This window comes from Arcobacter sp. s6 (assembly GCF_040884245.1).
GTDB lineage: Bacteria > Campylobacterota > Campylobacteria > Campylobacterales > Arcobacteraceae > Aliarcobacter.
Genome location: NZ_JBEVTN010000009.1, coordinates 91,708 through 106,933 on the forward strand (window position 1 = coordinate 91,708; position 15,226 = coordinate 106,933).

At 28.8% G+C, this 15,226-nt stretch carries 16 protein-coding genes; 5 read left to right on the top strand and 11 right to left on the bottom strand.

Annotated elements, in window-relative coordinates:
- The 10 genes from ABVS04_RS07055 to ABVS04_RS07100 all read right to left on the bottom strand — a co-directional run bounded on the left by ABVS04_RS07055 (position 1) and on the right by ABVS04_RS07100 (position 8,153).
- Positions 1-666 (bottom strand): response regulator transcription factor, encoded by a 666-nt coding sequence (locus ABVS04_RS07055; protein WP_368029968.1) that lies wholly within the window; start codon positions 664-666, stop codon positions 1-3.
- Positions 659-1,054, bottom strand: coding sequence for a Spy/CpxP family protein refolding chaperone (locus tag ABVS04_RS07060; protein ID WP_368029970.1), 396 nt, complete (start codon positions 1,052-1,054; stop codon positions 659-661). Before ABVS04_RS07060 ends, ABVS04_RS07055 begins: the two co-directional genes overlap by 8 nt.
- A complete protein-coding gene (locus ABVS04_RS07065) occupies positions 1,020-1,343 on the bottom strand; it encodes a cytochrome C (protein WP_368029971.1) in 324 nt (107 codons plus the stop codon). Before ABVS04_RS07065 ends, ABVS04_RS07060 begins: the two co-directional genes overlap by 35 nt.
- 19 nt (positions 1,344-1,362) lie before the next feature.
- On the bottom strand, positions 1,363-2,139 hold the full coding sequence (locus ABVS04_RS07070; RefSeq protein WP_368029972.1) for a cytochrome b/b6 domain-containing protein: 777 nt from the start codon (positions 2,137-2,139) through the stop codon (positions 1,363-1,365).
- A gap of 11 nt (positions 2,140-2,150) precedes the next feature.
- Positions 2,151-2,663, bottom strand: a complete 513-nt coding sequence (locus ABVS04_RS07075; RefSeq protein WP_368029973.1) for a diheme cytochrome c — start codon at positions 2,661-2,663, stop codon at positions 2,151-2,153.
- Positions 2,664-2,673: 10 nt separating this feature from the next.
- Positions 2,674-3,075: a DUF1924 domain-containing protein gene (locus tag ABVS04_RS07080; RefSeq protein WP_368029974.1), complete on the bottom strand. Its 402-nt coding sequence runs from the start codon at positions 3,073-3,075 to the stop codon at positions 2,674-2,676.
- A 124-nt stretch (positions 3,076-3,199) separates the two neighbouring features.
- A complete protein-coding gene (locus ABVS04_RS07085) occupies positions 3,200-5,410 on the bottom strand; it encodes a PhoX family phosphatase (protein ID WP_368029975.1) in 2,211 nt (736 codons plus the stop codon).
- 94 nt (positions 5,411-5,504) lie between these two features.
- A complete protein-coding gene (locus ABVS04_RS07090) occupies positions 5,505-5,867 on the bottom strand; it encodes a diacylglycerol kinase (RefSeq protein ID WP_368029976.1) in 363 nt (120 codons plus the stop codon).
- Positions 5,864-6,553: a phosphatase PAP2 family protein gene (locus ABVS04_RS07095; protein WP_368029977.1), complete on the bottom strand. Its 690-nt coding sequence runs from the start codon at positions 6,551-6,553 to the stop codon at positions 5,864-5,866. Before ABVS04_RS07095 ends, ABVS04_RS07090 begins: the two co-directional genes overlap by 4 nt.
- The gene (locus tag ABVS04_RS07100) at positions 6,534-8,153 is read right to left on the bottom strand and encodes a phosphoethanolamine transferase (protein ID WP_368029978.1); all 1,620 of its coding nucleotides are present in this window, start codon (positions 8,151-8,153) and stop codon (positions 6,534-6,536) included. Before ABVS04_RS07100 ends, ABVS04_RS07095 begins: the two co-directional genes overlap by 20 nt.
- 176 nt (positions 8,154-8,329) lie before the next feature.
- Here ABVS04_RS07100 and typA point away from each other — a divergent pair, with 176 nt between their 5' ends.
- From typA to ABVS04_RS07125, 5 genes are all read left to right on the top strand, one after another.
- Complete coding sequence (gene typA, locus ABVS04_RS07105) at positions 8,330-10,144, top strand: translational GTPase TypA (RefSeq protein ID WP_368029979.1); 1,815 nt, start codon at positions 8,330-8,332, stop codon at positions 10,142-10,144.
- A 226-nt stretch (positions 10,145-10,370) separates the two neighbouring features.
- Positions 10,371-11,738 carry a circularly permuted type 2 ATP-grasp protein gene (locus ABVS04_RS07110; protein WP_368029980.1) on the top strand — a complete coding sequence of 456 codons (1,368 nt, stop codon included), beginning with the start codon at positions 10,371-10,373 and terminating at the stop codon, positions 11,736-11,738.
- Between the two features lies 1 nt (position 11,739).
- Positions 11,740-12,399 carry an alpha-E domain-containing protein gene (locus ABVS04_RS07115; RefSeq protein ID WP_368029981.1) on the top strand — a complete coding sequence of 220 codons (660 nt, stop codon included), beginning with the start codon at positions 11,740-11,742 and terminating at the stop codon, positions 12,397-12,399.
- 3 nt (positions 12,400-12,402) lie between these two features.
- Positions 12,403-13,356: a M14 family metallopeptidase gene (locus ABVS04_RS07120; RefSeq protein ID WP_368029982.1), complete on the top strand. Its 954-nt coding sequence runs from the start codon at positions 12,403-12,405 to the stop codon at positions 13,354-13,356.
- Positions 13,343-14,275 carry a M14 family metallopeptidase gene (locus ABVS04_RS07125; protein ID WP_368029983.1) on the top strand — a complete coding sequence of 311 codons (933 nt, stop codon included), beginning with the start codon at positions 13,343-13,345 and terminating at the stop codon, positions 14,273-14,275. The genes ABVS04_RS07120 and ABVS04_RS07125 overlap by 14 nt, the downstream gene beginning before the upstream one ends.
- On the opposite strand, the gene ABVS04_RS07130 is transcribed toward ABVS04_RS07125, so the two are convergent.
- Positions 14,262-15,224 carry a transglutaminase N-terminal domain-containing protein gene (locus ABVS04_RS07130; RefSeq protein WP_368029984.1) on the bottom strand — a complete coding sequence of 321 codons (963 nt, stop codon included), beginning with the start codon at positions 15,222-15,224 and terminating at the stop codon, positions 14,262-14,264. The genes ABVS04_RS07125 and ABVS04_RS07130 overlap by 14 nt on opposite strands.
- Positions 15,225-15,226 lie beyond the last annotated feature (2 nt).

A 15,226-nucleotide genomic window follows, 5' to 3' on the forward strand; every position in this document is an offset into this window, starting at 1 on the left:
TCATCCTACAAATTTATAACCAATACCCCAAACAGATTTTATATATATTGGATTTTTTGAATCATCACCAATTTTATGCCTAATATTTGAAATGTGCATATCAATGTTTCTATTTTTTGTATTTTCATCTAATGATGTAGCATTTAATATCTGCTCTCTTGATGAGATTTTATTTAGATTATTTATTAAAAACATGAAAATCTCAAACTCAATTTTTGTAAACTCTATTGGAAAATCATCTAAAACTACAGTTCTATTATCTTTGTCTATTTCAAAATTACAAATTTTGATTTTATTTGAAATATTCTTTTTTAAAATATGCTCTATTCTTAACACTAATTCTCTTGGTTCATAGGGTTTTGCAAGATAATCATCAGCTCCTAGTTCAAATCCATGGATTTTATTTCCTATATCACCACGTGCAGAAGAGATAATAATAGGAATATTTTTGATTTGTTTTAGTTTTTTAAATAGATCAAAACCATCCATATCAGGAAGCATTAAATCAAGAATGATGATTTCATAATCATTAGAATTTTTGAAGCTCTCTAAGGCATCTTTTGGATGGGTAAATGCAGTACAATCAAAGTTATAATCTTTTAGATACTCTATTATAAACTCTTGCATTTGTAAGTCATCTTCAATTAATAGAATATTTCTATTCAACTTCCCACTCCTTGAAATATTTTGAGAATTTTTTTCTTTGTTTTTCATTTAAAATATTATGAATATTCCTCATTTTTTCTACTTCTAAAAGTGATGCTTTTGATTTGATTTCATTTAAAATAGTTAAATACTCTTTTTCATTTAAAGTATCATCTTTTAAAATATCTTTTAATCTATCTTCTTGCTTTTCTTTAAACTCATAGAACTCTTTATATTGCTCTTTAAACTCAATCAAAATCTCTTTTATTTTTGCGGTTTGTTCATTATTCAATTCTAAATAATCAAGGTTCTTATATGAGTGTTTATATTTATGGTGACCATCATCGTCATCTGCATTTACAAATAGAAATAAACTACCTAAAAGCAGAAAGATTTTTAATATTTTCATCTTCAATTAATCCTTTTTCAATATCACTATGACAAGCTTTACAATTTGCTTTATTTTTTATATTTTTGTGATTATATAACTCTTTTGGAATATCTTTATGGGTTTCTTTCCAAAATATTGTATCACTCATGGCTATTATATCTTTATCACCTATTGAATTCAAGAAATTCCAACTTGATTCCATGCTTGAATTTTCAGCACTGTTTTTTACTAAATAGGCCAATATGTTTTTATTTGACTCTTCATCAATTGAAGCATCATCCCCAAAGTGATTTTTTAAATCACTCATCATTATTTCCCATGATTTTTTAGGCAAAAGATTGGGTGGGATAAAGAGTATGACACGATGCACACTCGTTTACAAAAACTTCGTTTTGTGTTTGATAATCTACTGTTTTATAAATAGATGAGACTAAAATATTGTTTGGTTGATAGATATTAAAAGCTAAGAATCCTATAAATATTATAAACATAAAAAAAGCAAATATTTTTTGAAAAATATTTAGTTTTATACTTTCATTTTCATTTGTTACTTTATAACCTGTAATTATAGAGTTTAGCGTTTCGTGTTTTTTATGAAGTAATCTATCACTTAAAACACCACTTACATGAGCCACAATTAAAACTATAAATAGTGTTGAAAAGATTTCATGAATTCCTTTGAATATCTCCATCTTTTTAAAAAAAGGAGAATTCCACGAAGATAAAATACCTTTTCCCTCTTGAATACCAAAGGCTAAAATACCTGTAATTACAGCTAAAAATGCCACTATTAACATGGCAATCATCACATAAGAAGCCAAAGGATTATGACCTATATATTTTTGATGATCTTCAAATACATTGTTCAAAAACTCTTTTACTTTTTGTTTTCCTATTGGAAAATCTTTAAATAAAGAGTATTTAGGTCCAATTATTCCCCAAAATGCTCTAAATACAAGAAGTATTAAAACCCCATATCCAATAATTGCATGGTAGTTTAACCATCTATCCTCATCTGCACTTAAAAATGCCAATAGAACAAACAGTACAAAAAGAGCGTGAAAAACTCTAGTTGGTAATGACCAAATATATGATTTTTGCATGATTTATCCTTTTAATCTTCCCATCGACCAAAGTTTGGAATTTTTATATCTCTTTCTGCGTAAATACCTTTATCTGCTGTTGTATGACAAGCAACACAGTTGAATAAACCTTTTACTTCAGGCTGAGTTATTAAATCTTTTCTTATTTCTCTATGTTTTTTAACCATATATGGTGTTGTAGAAATAGAATCAGGAATTTGACCATTTCCAATACTTGAAACTATTTTATTAGATCTTTTGTAATTAAGATTTTTTTCAGCACTATTGTCATTTAGATATTTTGATAATGTTTGAAAGTCTTCTGAAGATAATGATGCATCAACCCCAAAGTGTTTATCTAAATTTGCCATGATTTTATTCCATGAATTACTAGGAAGAAGTCCAGGTTGATATGGGAAATGACAAGAACCACACTCTTTTATATAAAGTTGATTATTTACAGGAGCTACATCTGTTTTACCTGATGAGTAAGAATCTGCAAATAAAGAGTTTAAAATTATTGTTAAAAAAATTAGATATCTCATAAATTATCCTTTATTGATTTACGATGTATGTTGTTACATCACCTTTTTCTAAAGCTGTTCCTTCACGATTATAAACATCATTGAAGTTTCTTTTCATCCATTTCTCAATTTCTTTTATATCTGTAAATCTTTTTGAATTTGCTTTTGGTGAAAGTGGCTCTATGGTTTTACCTGTGAAAGTGTTTTCACCACTATTACTTAGATTTGAAGTATGACAAGTAGTACAAGAAATCTCTTTACCTTTTTTGCCAATATGTTTAGATGTAAAAATCTCTTCACCACGTTTTGCATCAAAGCCTTGAAAGTTTGGATTTTCTTTTATAACTTCTTGTTTTAAAGAACCAAGATAATCATCAATCACTGCAGCAAATGATAAGTTTAAAAGTAGGGCTGGAATTAGTAGAATTTTCATTTTTTATACCTCTGTTTTTATATAACAAAAGTATAAATAAATAGTTTAAATTTTAAGGGTGAGTTTTCTTGACAATTTCTTTACAAAATATGAAATAAAAAAGAAGAGATTGAACTCTTCTTTTTTATGAACCAACAATTCCACCATCATTTTTTGTAATAACAATAGTAGCTGATCTTGGTCTTGAAGTTCCATTATCAGGCCAATGACTCTCGAAATTAGCTGAATTATTTAAATCACTTGTATTTTCACCTGGATGTTGAATATTTACAAATATAGCTTTTCCATCTGGTGTTTCAGTAATTCCTGTAATCTCACAACCTTTTGGTCCCACTAAAAATCTTTTTAGTTTTGTTGTTGAAGCTTCAGCTCCCACATAAGTTGTGATTGTTTCATCTGCATTTGCATTACTTGGTACAGATTTATTTATGATTTGAGTAGATTTACCATCGTTATATGCTCCTGGAAGCGCTGCTAACATCATACAATTTGTCTTATCAGTGTAATATCCATCATCAGTTTGAAGCCACATTAAACCTTTTGATGCTTGACTAAAATATAAACCATCTGGACTTGAAAAATCATTATCATCTGTTAATTTTGAGATATTAACATTTTCATCTGCATCAGCTTGAGCACCAAATAGATAAATATCCCAGTTAAATGCAGTTGCACTTGAATCATTTCCTACTTCTTGCATTCTAATCACATGTCCATTTACATTTCCCTTAGAAGTTTTACCATCTTTATCATCAGTATAATATCTAGGATTTGCTGAATCAAGTTCAGAACTAGCACCACTTGCTTTTCCTCTATCTGTGTTATTTGTTAAAGTAATATAAACATCACCTGTATTTGGATGAACTCCTGTCCATTCAGGTCTATCCATAGGAGTTGCTTTAACTGCATCAGCAGCATGTCTTGTATTTACTAAAATATCCCCTAAGTCAGCAAAACTATAAGATGAATAAGAAGTAATATCTGCATTATTCATTGATAGTTCTAACCATTGTCCTGAACCATCATCATTAAATTTTGCAACATAAAGTTTTCCATCATCTAAATATTTATCTCCCGCATTTAATCCACCATTTAAATCAGTTTCATCCCAATTTAAAGTTGATACATATTTATAGATATATTCACCCCTTGAATCATCACCCATATAATAAACTAAAGGCTTACCACTTGTTATGATTCCAGGCATTGCACCTTCATGTCCCATTCTTCCAAGAGCTGTTCTTTTTCTAGGAGTTGAAGTTGGATTAAATGGATCGATTTCTACAACCCAACCAAAGGTATTAGCAACATTTCTATAATCATCTGTGCTAGTATCACCATTTGGAGTAATATTCCATCTATCATAAATATCATCACTAGTTGTAGAGTTAGCCCAACCATAAGAACCATCACTTGCGCTTGAACCCATATATCTATTTTGTGTAGCTTGTGCTTTTGTATCGCTTAATGTACTACTTGCAGGTCTTTTAAAATACCCAGCCCAATTCTCTTCACATGTAAGATATGTTCCCCAAGGAGTCAAACCACTTGCACAGTTATTTAATGTTCCTCTAGTTTTTGTTCCTGTTGTTGAATATTTTGTTTTAACTAAATCATGATTTTTTACAGGTCCATAAATATTCATTTGTGTTTGGGCTGTAATTCTTTTGTTGAAAATTGAATTTTTGTTTATTGAAAATTCTGAACTTCCTTTTTGGATTTCGATAATAGAAACACCATGTGCTGAAACTTCTTTATCAATTTCAGATGAAACTCTTGAAGTTTTGTCATAGGCTGCATTTTGAGCTAATGTATGCATAAAAATTTGTGTCATATTTTCATGATTCATACATAATAAGCCCCTACTAGAGTTTGTTAAATCTTTTGCAGTTCCAGCTGTATTCATACCAAAATAGAACATACCATCATGGTGATCTCCTGCTCTATAATTAAAATCACTATCACTTCCATCATTTGCATACTCAGAAGTAAAAGAATTAATAGGATCACCTAATTTATACAAAATTTGTACTGAATATCCATTTGGAACTGTTACCATATCATCTATATTTTTTGCAACAGCATCAAAATCTAATAATGCAGCAGCTGTCACAGGAGATAATGCATTGCTATTATTGCTGTTGCTTCCACAACCACTTAAGTTCAATCCTAGGAAACTTCCTGCAACCATGGCTAAACTTCCTTTAATTACAGTTCTTCTTGAAACTCTTGTTTCTATGAGTTCTTCTAATGATAAATTATGTGAAGTATTTTTAGAGATTGAGTCTTGACCATTTGGCGACATTGGATGATTTTTTGTAAGTAAATCTTTCATAATTTTTTCCTTTTTTTGTTTGCGCTATCTTAAAAGGAAAAGATTACAAGATAATTACAAAAGATATTTATTTACAATTGGGTAACAAAATTTATTAGTTATAGATATCTATTAAAACAATAGCCCAAGTAATTACAAATATAAAAATACTTAAAAATACTATTGCACTACCCATATCTTTTGCACGTCCTGCCATATGATGGTGTTCTAGTGTTACTAAATCCACAACTCTTTCAATTGCACTATTTGTAGCCTCTGCTAATAGCATTCCCATCAAAGTTATAAACATCAAAGCTTTATTTGTAAGGCTTGCATCAATAAAGACAATTATTGGGAGTAAAATAATAGTAATAATTAACTCTATTTTAAAAGATGATTCAGTTTTTATCAAATCTTTTAAACCTTTTAATGCATAAGAGGTGTTTTTAAAAAAATTATATTTTGGTTGATTTCTCAAGTTCCTTGCCTTTGTTTAATTTGTGTGAATTTTACTATCATTAATATAATAAGCCAAGCCATAATCATGGTAATAATTGTATGACTTAAAAAATGATCTCCTAAAAGCATTTTATAAGTACCCATACTCCAGCCTACAATTAAAGCACCTATTAATGCTTTTTTCTGATTTATGGGAGTTTTAAATAAAAAAAATAGTGCCATTAATGCAAAACCACCACTTGCATGACCTGCTGGCCAACATTTTGCTTTTGAAGGTTGAACAAAATCTTTTGGATATGAATCAAAAACTTTTATATCTGGATAAACTCCATTGAAATTAACAATATTACAAGGACAAGGAGTATTTGAAATAGCTTTTAGTGAACCAATCATTAAAGGAATAAAAATAGCTGACAATAAAACTATAATTAAACCTTTTTTATACTCTTGAATTAGTTTCTTTTTTCTTAAAAAAACTAAAGAAAATAAAATTGCAACAGCAATTAAAATAAGAAAAACCTTCATTCCATCATAAAGAAAGAATTTTAAGATAGGTTCATCTTTATCTATTAGCCATACTTTTGATTCAAAATTGTAAAAAAAGTTTTGTACAAATATATCTAAATTGCTAAATTGAAAAAAGGCAATCACAGTTACTAATAAAATAGTTGTGATTGTTATTTGTTTATTCAGGTTTTCTTGCATCAAATAATATATCCATTTCTTTTTTATAAACTTTTGTTTCTACTTCAAATAATCCTAGAAGAGTGTGAAATAAATTATCTTGTGAAAACTCTTTATCTTTATATGTTGATAGCTTTGCAAGATCAATATCCTCTTTCATTTCTCCTCCAACCCATAAAAGTGCACCAATATGTTTTTGTTCATCAGGCGCCATAAAATATGGAAGTCCATGTAAATAAATTCCATTTTCACCTAAGCTTTCTCCATGATCACTCATATAAAGCATTGCTGTTTCATAATCATTTGAATAGGGTTTTAGAAAATTAATAACTTTTGATAAAAAATAATCTGTATATAAAATGGCATTATCATAAGCATTACTAACTTCTTCTTGCGTGCATTGTTCTAGTTGATTTGTTTTACATATAGGTGTAAATTTTTCAAACTCTTTTGGATATCTTTTATAATAAGCAGGTCCATGATTTCCCATTTGATGAAGAACTATTAAAATATCTTCACCCTTATGCTTTTTGATATATTCATCAAGTCCTACTAACATTCCCTCATCTCTACACTCACCATCCTCTTCACATATTGTGTTTGATTTAGATGTTCTAAAATCTTCAAAATCAACTCTTAATGCATTACCTTTTGAATCTGAATTATTGTCTCTCCATAAAACATTTACATACTTTGTATGTGTTAATACATCAAGAACATTTTCAGTTGATATTCCTTTTTTATAGTCATAATCAGCTTTATCAAATATAGAAAACATACAAGGAACAGATTCAGCAGTTGATGTACCACATGAATACATATTTGGAAAGTTAATAATTTCTTCTTTTTTTAGAAGTGGATTTGTCTCTTTTTCATAACCATTTAAAGAGAATCTATTTGCTCGTGCTGCTTCACCTACTACCATAATAATTAATTCAGTTTTTTCAACTTCATTATCACTAGCCTCTTTTTGGATTTTTGCATCTTCTCCTACAGTTTTTACAATTATAGGGCCACTATTACTAGCAATCATGTATTTCCCAATACTATAAATCCAATAAATAGGGTTTACATGATACCTAAGAGGTTTATGTTCTCTGAAAAAAGAGGTATAAAATTTACTAAATGAAAATATAATTATTAAAATAACTATTAGAGATAAAAAAATTGTTTTTAATTTAGAAAAAAGTTCTTTTTTTAAAGGTTTATAATCTATTTTCATCTTATATACAATATAAGATGGTAATAATCCAAGTAAACATACATAAATAACTAATTTTAAAGAAAATAAATCAGATGATTCACTAAGATTTGTTTGCATAGAATTTCTAATCATACCATCATCTATAACTACGTGGTAAGTGTCCATAAAATATGCAGTAAAAGAAGATATGATTAAAGTAATAATTAAAATAGGTTTAGTTGTATATCTTGAGCTAAATAGTGTAAATAAAAGAATAAGAGCTGAAATTAATAATATTGCAACTGAACAGATGTAAACAATATTTAATCCTTCAAATGAATAAGTATTTAATATATTTTTTAAAAATGAAAAATTAAAAAATAGTGTAAAGAATATTGCACTTATAAAAATAAGTTTAAGTTGAGAAAATTTTTTCAAAAAAATCCTTTTTTTAATAATATCCGAATAATAACTATATTTAATTAATAAGGGATTAATATTAAATTAATTTTTGTTCATATTTCTTTAAGAGAAATTACAAGGTTTTTCTTGTACATATCTATATATAAGTTAGGTTTTAGTATAATCGCGAAAATTTAAATCAAAGAGATTCAATGAGAGACATTAGAAATATAGCCGTAATCGCACACGTTGACCACGGTAAAACAACACTAGTAGATGAGTTATTAAAACAATCAGGTACTTTTTCTTCGCACCAAAATGTAGATGAAAGAGTAATGGATAGCAATGCTATCGAAAAAGAAAGAGGAATTACTATCCTTTCTAAAAATACAGCTATTGATTACGAAGGTGTAAGAATTAACATTATCGACACTCCAGGACACGCTGACTTTGGTGGAGAAGTTGAAAGGGTTTTAAAAATGGTTGATTCTGTTTTATTACTTGTTGATGCTCAAGAAGGTGTTATGCCTCAAACAAAATTCGTTGTTAAAAAAGCTTTATCTTTAGGACATAGACCAATTGTTGTTATTAACAAAATTGATAAACCAGGTGGAGATCCAGATAGAGTTATTGATGAAGTATTTGACTTATTTGCTAATATGGATGCTACAGAAGAGCAATTAGAATTCCCAGTTGTTTATGCAGCAGCACGTGATGGTTATGCAAAATTATCATTAGATGATGAAAATAAAGATTTAACTCCATTATTCCAAACTATTCTAAAAGAAGTTCCAAAACCAAAAGGTAGTGATGAAAATGGTTTACAATTACAAGTATTTACACTTGATTATGATAACTTCATTGGAAAAATTGGAATCGCTAGAATCTTCAATGGTACAATTTCAATGGGTGAAACTGTACTTTTAGTTAAAGCTGATGGTGAAAAAGTAAAAGGAAGAGTTACTAAACTTATCGGATTTAAAGGTATGGATAGATTTGATATTAAAACAGCAGGAACTGGTGATATCGTTGCCGTTGCTGGTTTTGAAACAATTGATGTTGGAGATTCATTATGTGATCCTGCTAATCCAATGCCACTAGATCCAATGCACATTGAAGAGCCTACATTATCTGTTACATTCTCAGTTAATGATTCTCCTTTAGCAGGAACGGAAGGTAAGTTTGTTACTTCAAATAAAATCAATGAAAGATTATCTGCTGAAATGAATACTAACATTGCTATGAATTATGAGCAAATTGGTGAAGGTAAATTTAAAGTTAACGGAAGAGGGGAATTACAAATTTGTATTCTTGCTGAAAATATGAGAAGAGAAGGTTTTGAATTCTGTATTGGAAGACCTGAAGTTATTACAAAAATTGAAGATGGTGTTAAAATGGAGCCATTTGAGCATTTAGTAATTGACTTACCAGATGAGCATACAGGTGGAATTATTGAAAAACTTGGAAAAAGAAAAGCAAATATGACAAATATGGTACCAATGGGTGCTGGTTATACAAGATTAGAGTTTGAAATTCCTGCTCGAGGTTTAATTGGTATTAGAACTGAGTTCTTAACTGAAACTAAAGGTGAGGGTGTTATGAATCACTCATTCTTAGAATTTAGACCATACTCAGGAACTGTTGAATCTAGAAAATATGGAGCATTGGTTTCTATGGAAGCAGGAGAAGCAGTTGGGTATTCAATTTTCAACTTACAAGATAGAGGTATTATGTTTGTTAAACCTCAAGATAAAGTATATATTGGAATGGTAATTGGTCAACACGCAAAAGATAACGATTTAGATGTTAACCCAACTAAAGGTAAACAACAATCAAATGTTAGATCTTCAGGTGCTGATGAAGCTATTAAATTAGTTCCACCAAGAACTATGTCTTTAGAAAATGCTTTAGAGTGGATTGAAGAAGATGAGGCTGTTGAAGTTACTCCGATTTCTGTAAGAGTTAGAAAAAGAGAATTAGACCCAACAGTTAGAAAAAGAACTGCAAAAAAAGAAAAATATAACTAATATATAATTTTATTATAATTAATATAACTTACCATAAAAAGGGAAGATAGTAAAAACTATCTTCCCTTTTTTTATGCAAAACGATAAAAAAGTGTTTTTTCTCTCAAAATATATACATTTAGCAAAAAATGTATACTTTTTATATAGATAATTAAGAAATGAGACAAATTATTTATATATTATTTAGAATAATAAGACTAGAATTTATTAGTTCAGGAGGTGTAAATTGGTAAACGTAAATGAGAGTAATGTAAACGATATATTTTGGGAAATATTTTCAAAGCAAGATAGACAAAAAATAGATGAATTCCAAAAATATATGGATAAGTTTGCGGTCAATTTCAATCTTTATAAAGATGGAAATTTTATAGAAAGGTCTCTTCCTTTTGATGTGATTCCAAGAATCATCGAAAGTAAAGAATTTGATATTTTAGATAGAGGTTTAACACAAAGAATTAAAGCCCTTAACCTTTTTTTAGAAGATTTATATACTACAAAAAAGATTGTAAAAGATAATGTTATTCCCGAAGAATTTATTTATCAAGCAAAAGGTTATTTAAAAGAACTTCATAGCTTTTCACCCTCTAAAAAAATTAGAACACATATTAATGGGATTGATTTAGTTAAAGATACAGTAACAAATGATTGGGTTATATTAGAAGATAATTTAAGAGTTCCAAGTGGTGCTAGTTATCCGCTATCAATTAGAGATACTTACAGAAAACTTTATCCTGAATTCTTTGAACAACTTAAAATCAAGCCAATTAAAGAATATCCATCGATATTGAGAGAATCTATGGATTATGTAAATTGCGGTGGAATAAATGTAGTATTAACACCAGGAAGATACAACTCAGCATATTATGAACATGCATATTTAGCTAAAAAAATGGGTGCTCACCTTGTTAGAAACAATGAATTAGTTGTTAAAAATAAAGTAGTTTATTTTAAGAACTATGATGGTAGAGATATTAGAGTTGGTTCTATTTACAGAAGATTAGATGATGAGTTTTTAGATCCAAAATTCTTTAATGAAGAGAGTTTAATTGGAGTTCCAGGAATAATGGAAGCTTATTTAGCCGGAAATGTTGCACTTATGAATGCTCCTGGAAATGGGGTTGCTGATGACAAAGGTATTTACTACTTTGTTCCTAAAATGATTAAATATTATTTAGGAGAAGAGCCAATACTAAGAAATGCACCAACGTATTTACCATATTTTGAAGAAGATAAAAAATATGTATTTGATAATATTGAAAAATTAGTTATCAAAGATGTTGCAGAAGCAGGTGGTTATGGTGTAATGTTTGGACATGCTATGACGAAAATTCAATTAGAAGATTTAAAAACAATTATTGAAGCAAATCCAAGAAGATTTATTGCTCAAGAATTAATAGAGTTTTATGATGAGAAATGTTTCTTAAATAATGAAATTGTACCAAGAAAAGCAGATTTTAGAGCCTATGTAGTAATGGCAGAAGAACCAACGGTTTGGAAGTGTGGATTGACAAGATACGCTATGGAGGCAGGAAATTATTTAGTTAATTCTTCTCAAGGTGGAGGATTTAAAGATACTTGGGTTATGGAGGAATAAAATGGAGCAAATATTAACTGCTAACGTTGGAAAAAGTTTATATTGGTTTGGAAGATATTTAGAAAGAGTTGAATCAACTTTATTAGAAGTAGTAACAGCTTTTGATGATATAATAGATATAGATGCAGATGCTGGTAAAAAGCTTTTTGGTAAATTTGAATTAGAAATTGAGTATGAATCATCTAAAGATTTCTTAAATGTTGCTCTTTTTGGAGATCATTCATCTAATATAAATACTTTAATGGAATATGCAAGAGAAAATGCAATTATTTGCAGAGCAGATATGAATACTGCAGCATTTGGTACTGTAATTGAATTATCAGATTTTGTAAAACAAGGAAGTACTCATTTCCAAGTTGATTGTAGATTTATTGATACAATATTATCTTTAATTAGTGAAATATGGGGTGAGCTTGCAAGAAAAGAAAAAAGAAACACAAGTGATTATTTTATTAGATTAGGAAAATTAGTTGAAAAAGATGATTTTCACCTAAGATTAGAAAAAAATAAAGAGTTCTCATTAGTTGTTATGGATGAAATAGATAAAATGGTGAAAGTCTTAGCTCCAAATGCAGTATTTAAACCACATGATGAGAATGATTCTTATGAGGTGATATTAGATTCTATTAATAGTAAGATAAATAAAATTATAATTGAGTAAATAATGATAACAACTGAAATTTTTAGTTCAGATTTACCTGTAGGTGAAAAACTTTCTATAAGAAGAACTAGGTTTGAACCATCTATAGTAAATTCAAAAAAACAAAAGAGAATTTCAATAGTAAGTGGAATTCATGGGGATGAACTAGAAGGTCAATTAGTGATATATTTATTAGCTGATTGGTTAAATAAAAATAGTCAAAAATTAAAAGGTATAGTAGATATATATCCAGCTGTTAACTCTTTAGGGGTTGATACTATTACTCGTGGTTTTCCTATGTATGAAGTTGATTTAAATAGAGCTTTCCCAGGTAGTCCAAATGAATTTTTACCTGGACAAGTTGTTTATGCACTTGCACAGGATGTTAAAGGAAGTAATATTGCTATTGATATCCATTCAAGTAATATTTTTTTGAGAGAAATTCCTCAGATTAGAATAAATAAAGAATACTCTAAGAGTACTTTACCTCTTGCTAAAATGCTTAATTGTGATTTTATATGGATTCATGATGCTGTAACCGTATTAGAATCCACTTTCTCCCATACTCTTAATTCAATGGGTACCAAAACATTAGTTGTTGAAATGGGTGTAGGTATGAGGCTTACAAAAGAGTATGGTCATCAACTTTTAATTGGTATCTTGAATCTCATGAAAAAAGAGGGCATTATTGAGTGTAAAGATGATTTTATTACAAGAGAAGCATTTAATTCAGAAGTAGGTGAAGTGTTTTATTTAAATGCTCCCAAAAGTGGCTTATTTGTACCTGCTCTTGATCACTGTGCAATTATTAAAAAAGGTGATAAAATTGGCGATATAGTTGATCCTTTAACTGGAACAATTCATTGTGAACTAATTTCACCTGCTGATGGTATACTATTTACTTTAAGAGAATATCCCGTTGTTTACGAAGGCTCACTTCTTGCAAGAATTTTTGGAGAAAATGATGAAAAAAATTGAAATTTTAAGAATTGAATCTTTAAGTAGAGCTCCATTAGTAATTGAAGGATATTTATTTGAAGGAAGTGATCCTAAAGCTCCTAGTATTGCAATAATTGGTGCAATGGGTGGAGATACAATCTTGCCTTTATACTGTGCTTCAACTATGGTAGATTTTTTTATAAATAAAATAGAAAAAGAGAAGATTAAAGGGAATGTATTAATTATTCCATCTATTAATCATTATGCTTTAAATATTGGTAAAAGATTTTGGCCTTTAGATAATACTGATTTAAATATGATGTTCCCTGGATATGAATTAGGTGAAACAACACAAAGAATTGCAAAAAAAGTATTTGATGCAATTAGTGGATATACATATGGAATTATTCTAGAAAAACGATCTGATCCTGCAACTTGTTTACCTTATATAAAATTATATAAAAGTGGGTATGAAGATTTAAAAGCTGCAAAGAAATTTGGATTTAAAATTCTTCATCATAAAAAAATGAAATCAATTGATACGGTAACTCTGCAATACAATTGGCAGCTTTGGGGAACAAAAGCAGTTTCAATTATGTGTTCAAATGATACTCAAATAGATAAAAGAGTTGCTAGTCAGATAAATCAAGCAATGACGAGATTTATGGATAAGAGTGGAATTATTGATTATCATATTTTTAATGGTTATGAATCAACTGTTATAAATAGAGATACAATAGAAGTAATAAAAGCATTTAAAAGTGGTATTTTTATTGCAAAAGAACTACCAGGAAATTATGTAACAAAAGATCAGATTATAGGAGAAGTTGTTCATTCACTAGAAGGAAATGTGATACATGAATTTCATTCACCTTGTAATGGAATGATTACTTGTGTTTATAGTAGTTCTTTAATTTATGAAAATGCTGTTGCTTTCAGAGTCGCTAAAATTGGTTAGTTTGACTCTGAAATTGAATTTGCTGAGCTTGATTCTGTTGACTTTCATTAATATTTTTTTCTTCTAGTCTTTGTACATTTACTTTAACACCCAAGATACTATTGCCACTACTTTGAACTACACCTTTTAATGGTGCAATATCTAAATAATCTCTTCCATATCCGAGTATAATATATTCTTCATTTGGTATTTTATTATTTGTAGGATCAAAATCAGCCCATCCAAATCCTGGGATATATACTGAAAACCATGCATGAGAAGCGTCTGCTCCAAAAAGTTTTTCTTTACCTTCAGGTGGTAAAGTTTCTAAATAACCACTTACATATCTTGTAGGTATTCCAATACTTCTGAGTGCTGAAATAGCAAATTGAGCAAAATCTTGACATACCCCTTTTCTTTCTTTAAATATAGTTTCAATAGGAGTTGTCACATCACTAAATCCAGATACAAATTTAAAATCATTAAAAATTCTTCCCATAAATTCATTAATAGATTCAAATAAATTTTTGTTATCATTAAAGGATTCTAATACATAAGCTTTTATATCATCAGGAGCCGTTGGAATTGATTCTGTTTCAAATAGGTATTGTTTTGCAAATACATCTTCACTATTAAATTTAGCTAGTCTATCTTTTGCTTCTTTAAAAGTAATTTTTACTTCTTTGAGTTTTCTAATTTCTTCATCAATAGTAATATTCAATCTTTCGACTTTTGAAATAGCAGTAACAGTTAATGATTTATGTGATTCTCTTATTAACATAAAATTGTTTGTATTTTCAAAATAATCAACAAATTCACTAGTTTCATAAGGCGTAGGAGAAATACTTAACTTATATTCTATTAATGTTTGAGTTAAACAAGTTTTTGGTTTTAACCTAGCTATATTATGACTAAATGTAACAATAGCACCGTATTCAAATGTTGTTTCGTGGTATATTTCATAAATCATAG

Coding starts and splice junctions, on each gene's coding strand:
- ABVS04_RS07060 (WP_368029970.1), bottom strand. CDS start 1,054: ATGAAAATATTAAAAATCTTTCTGCTTTTAGGTAGTTTATTTCTATTT.
- ABVS04_RS07065 (WP_368029971.1), bottom strand. CDS start 1,343: ATGAGTGATTTAAAAAATCACTTTGGGGATGATGCTTCAATTGATGAA.
- ABVS04_RS07070 (WP_368029972.1), bottom strand. CDS start 2,139: ATGCAAAAATCATATATTTGGTCATTACCAACTAGAGTTTTTCACGCT.
- ABVS04_RS07075 (WP_368029973.1), bottom strand. CDS start 2,663: ATGAGATATCTAATTTTTTTAACAATAATTTTAAACTCTTTATTTGCA.
- ABVS04_RS07080 (WP_368029974.1), bottom strand. CDS start 3,075: ATGAAAATTCTACTAATTCCAGCCCTACTTTTAAACTTATCATTTGCT.
- ABVS04_RS07085 (WP_368029975.1), bottom strand. CDS start 5,410: ATGAAAGATTTACTTACAAAAAATCATCCAATGTCGCCAAATGGTCAA.
- ABVS04_RS07095 (WP_368029977.1), bottom strand. CDS start 6,553: ATGCAAGAAAACCTGAATAAACAAATAACAATCACAACTATTTTATTA.
- typA (WP_368029979.1), top strand. CDS start 8,330: ATGAGAGACATTAGAAATATAGCCGTAATCGCACACGTTGACCACGGT.
- ABVS04_RS07115 (WP_368029981.1), top strand. CDS start 11,740: ATGGAGCAAATATTAACTGCTAACGTTGGAAAAAGTTTATATTGGTTT.
- ABVS04_RS07120 (WP_368029982.1), top strand. CDS start 12,403: ATGATAACAACTGAAATTTTTAGTTCAGATTTACCTGTAGGTGAAAAA.
- ABVS04_RS07125 (WP_368029983.1), top strand. CDS start 13,343: ATGAAAAAAATTGAAATTTTAAGAATTGAATCTTTAAGTAGAGCTCCA.
- ABVS04_RS07130 (WP_368029984.1), bottom strand. CDS start 15,224: ATGATTTATGAAATATACCACGAAACAACATTTGAATACGGTGCTATT.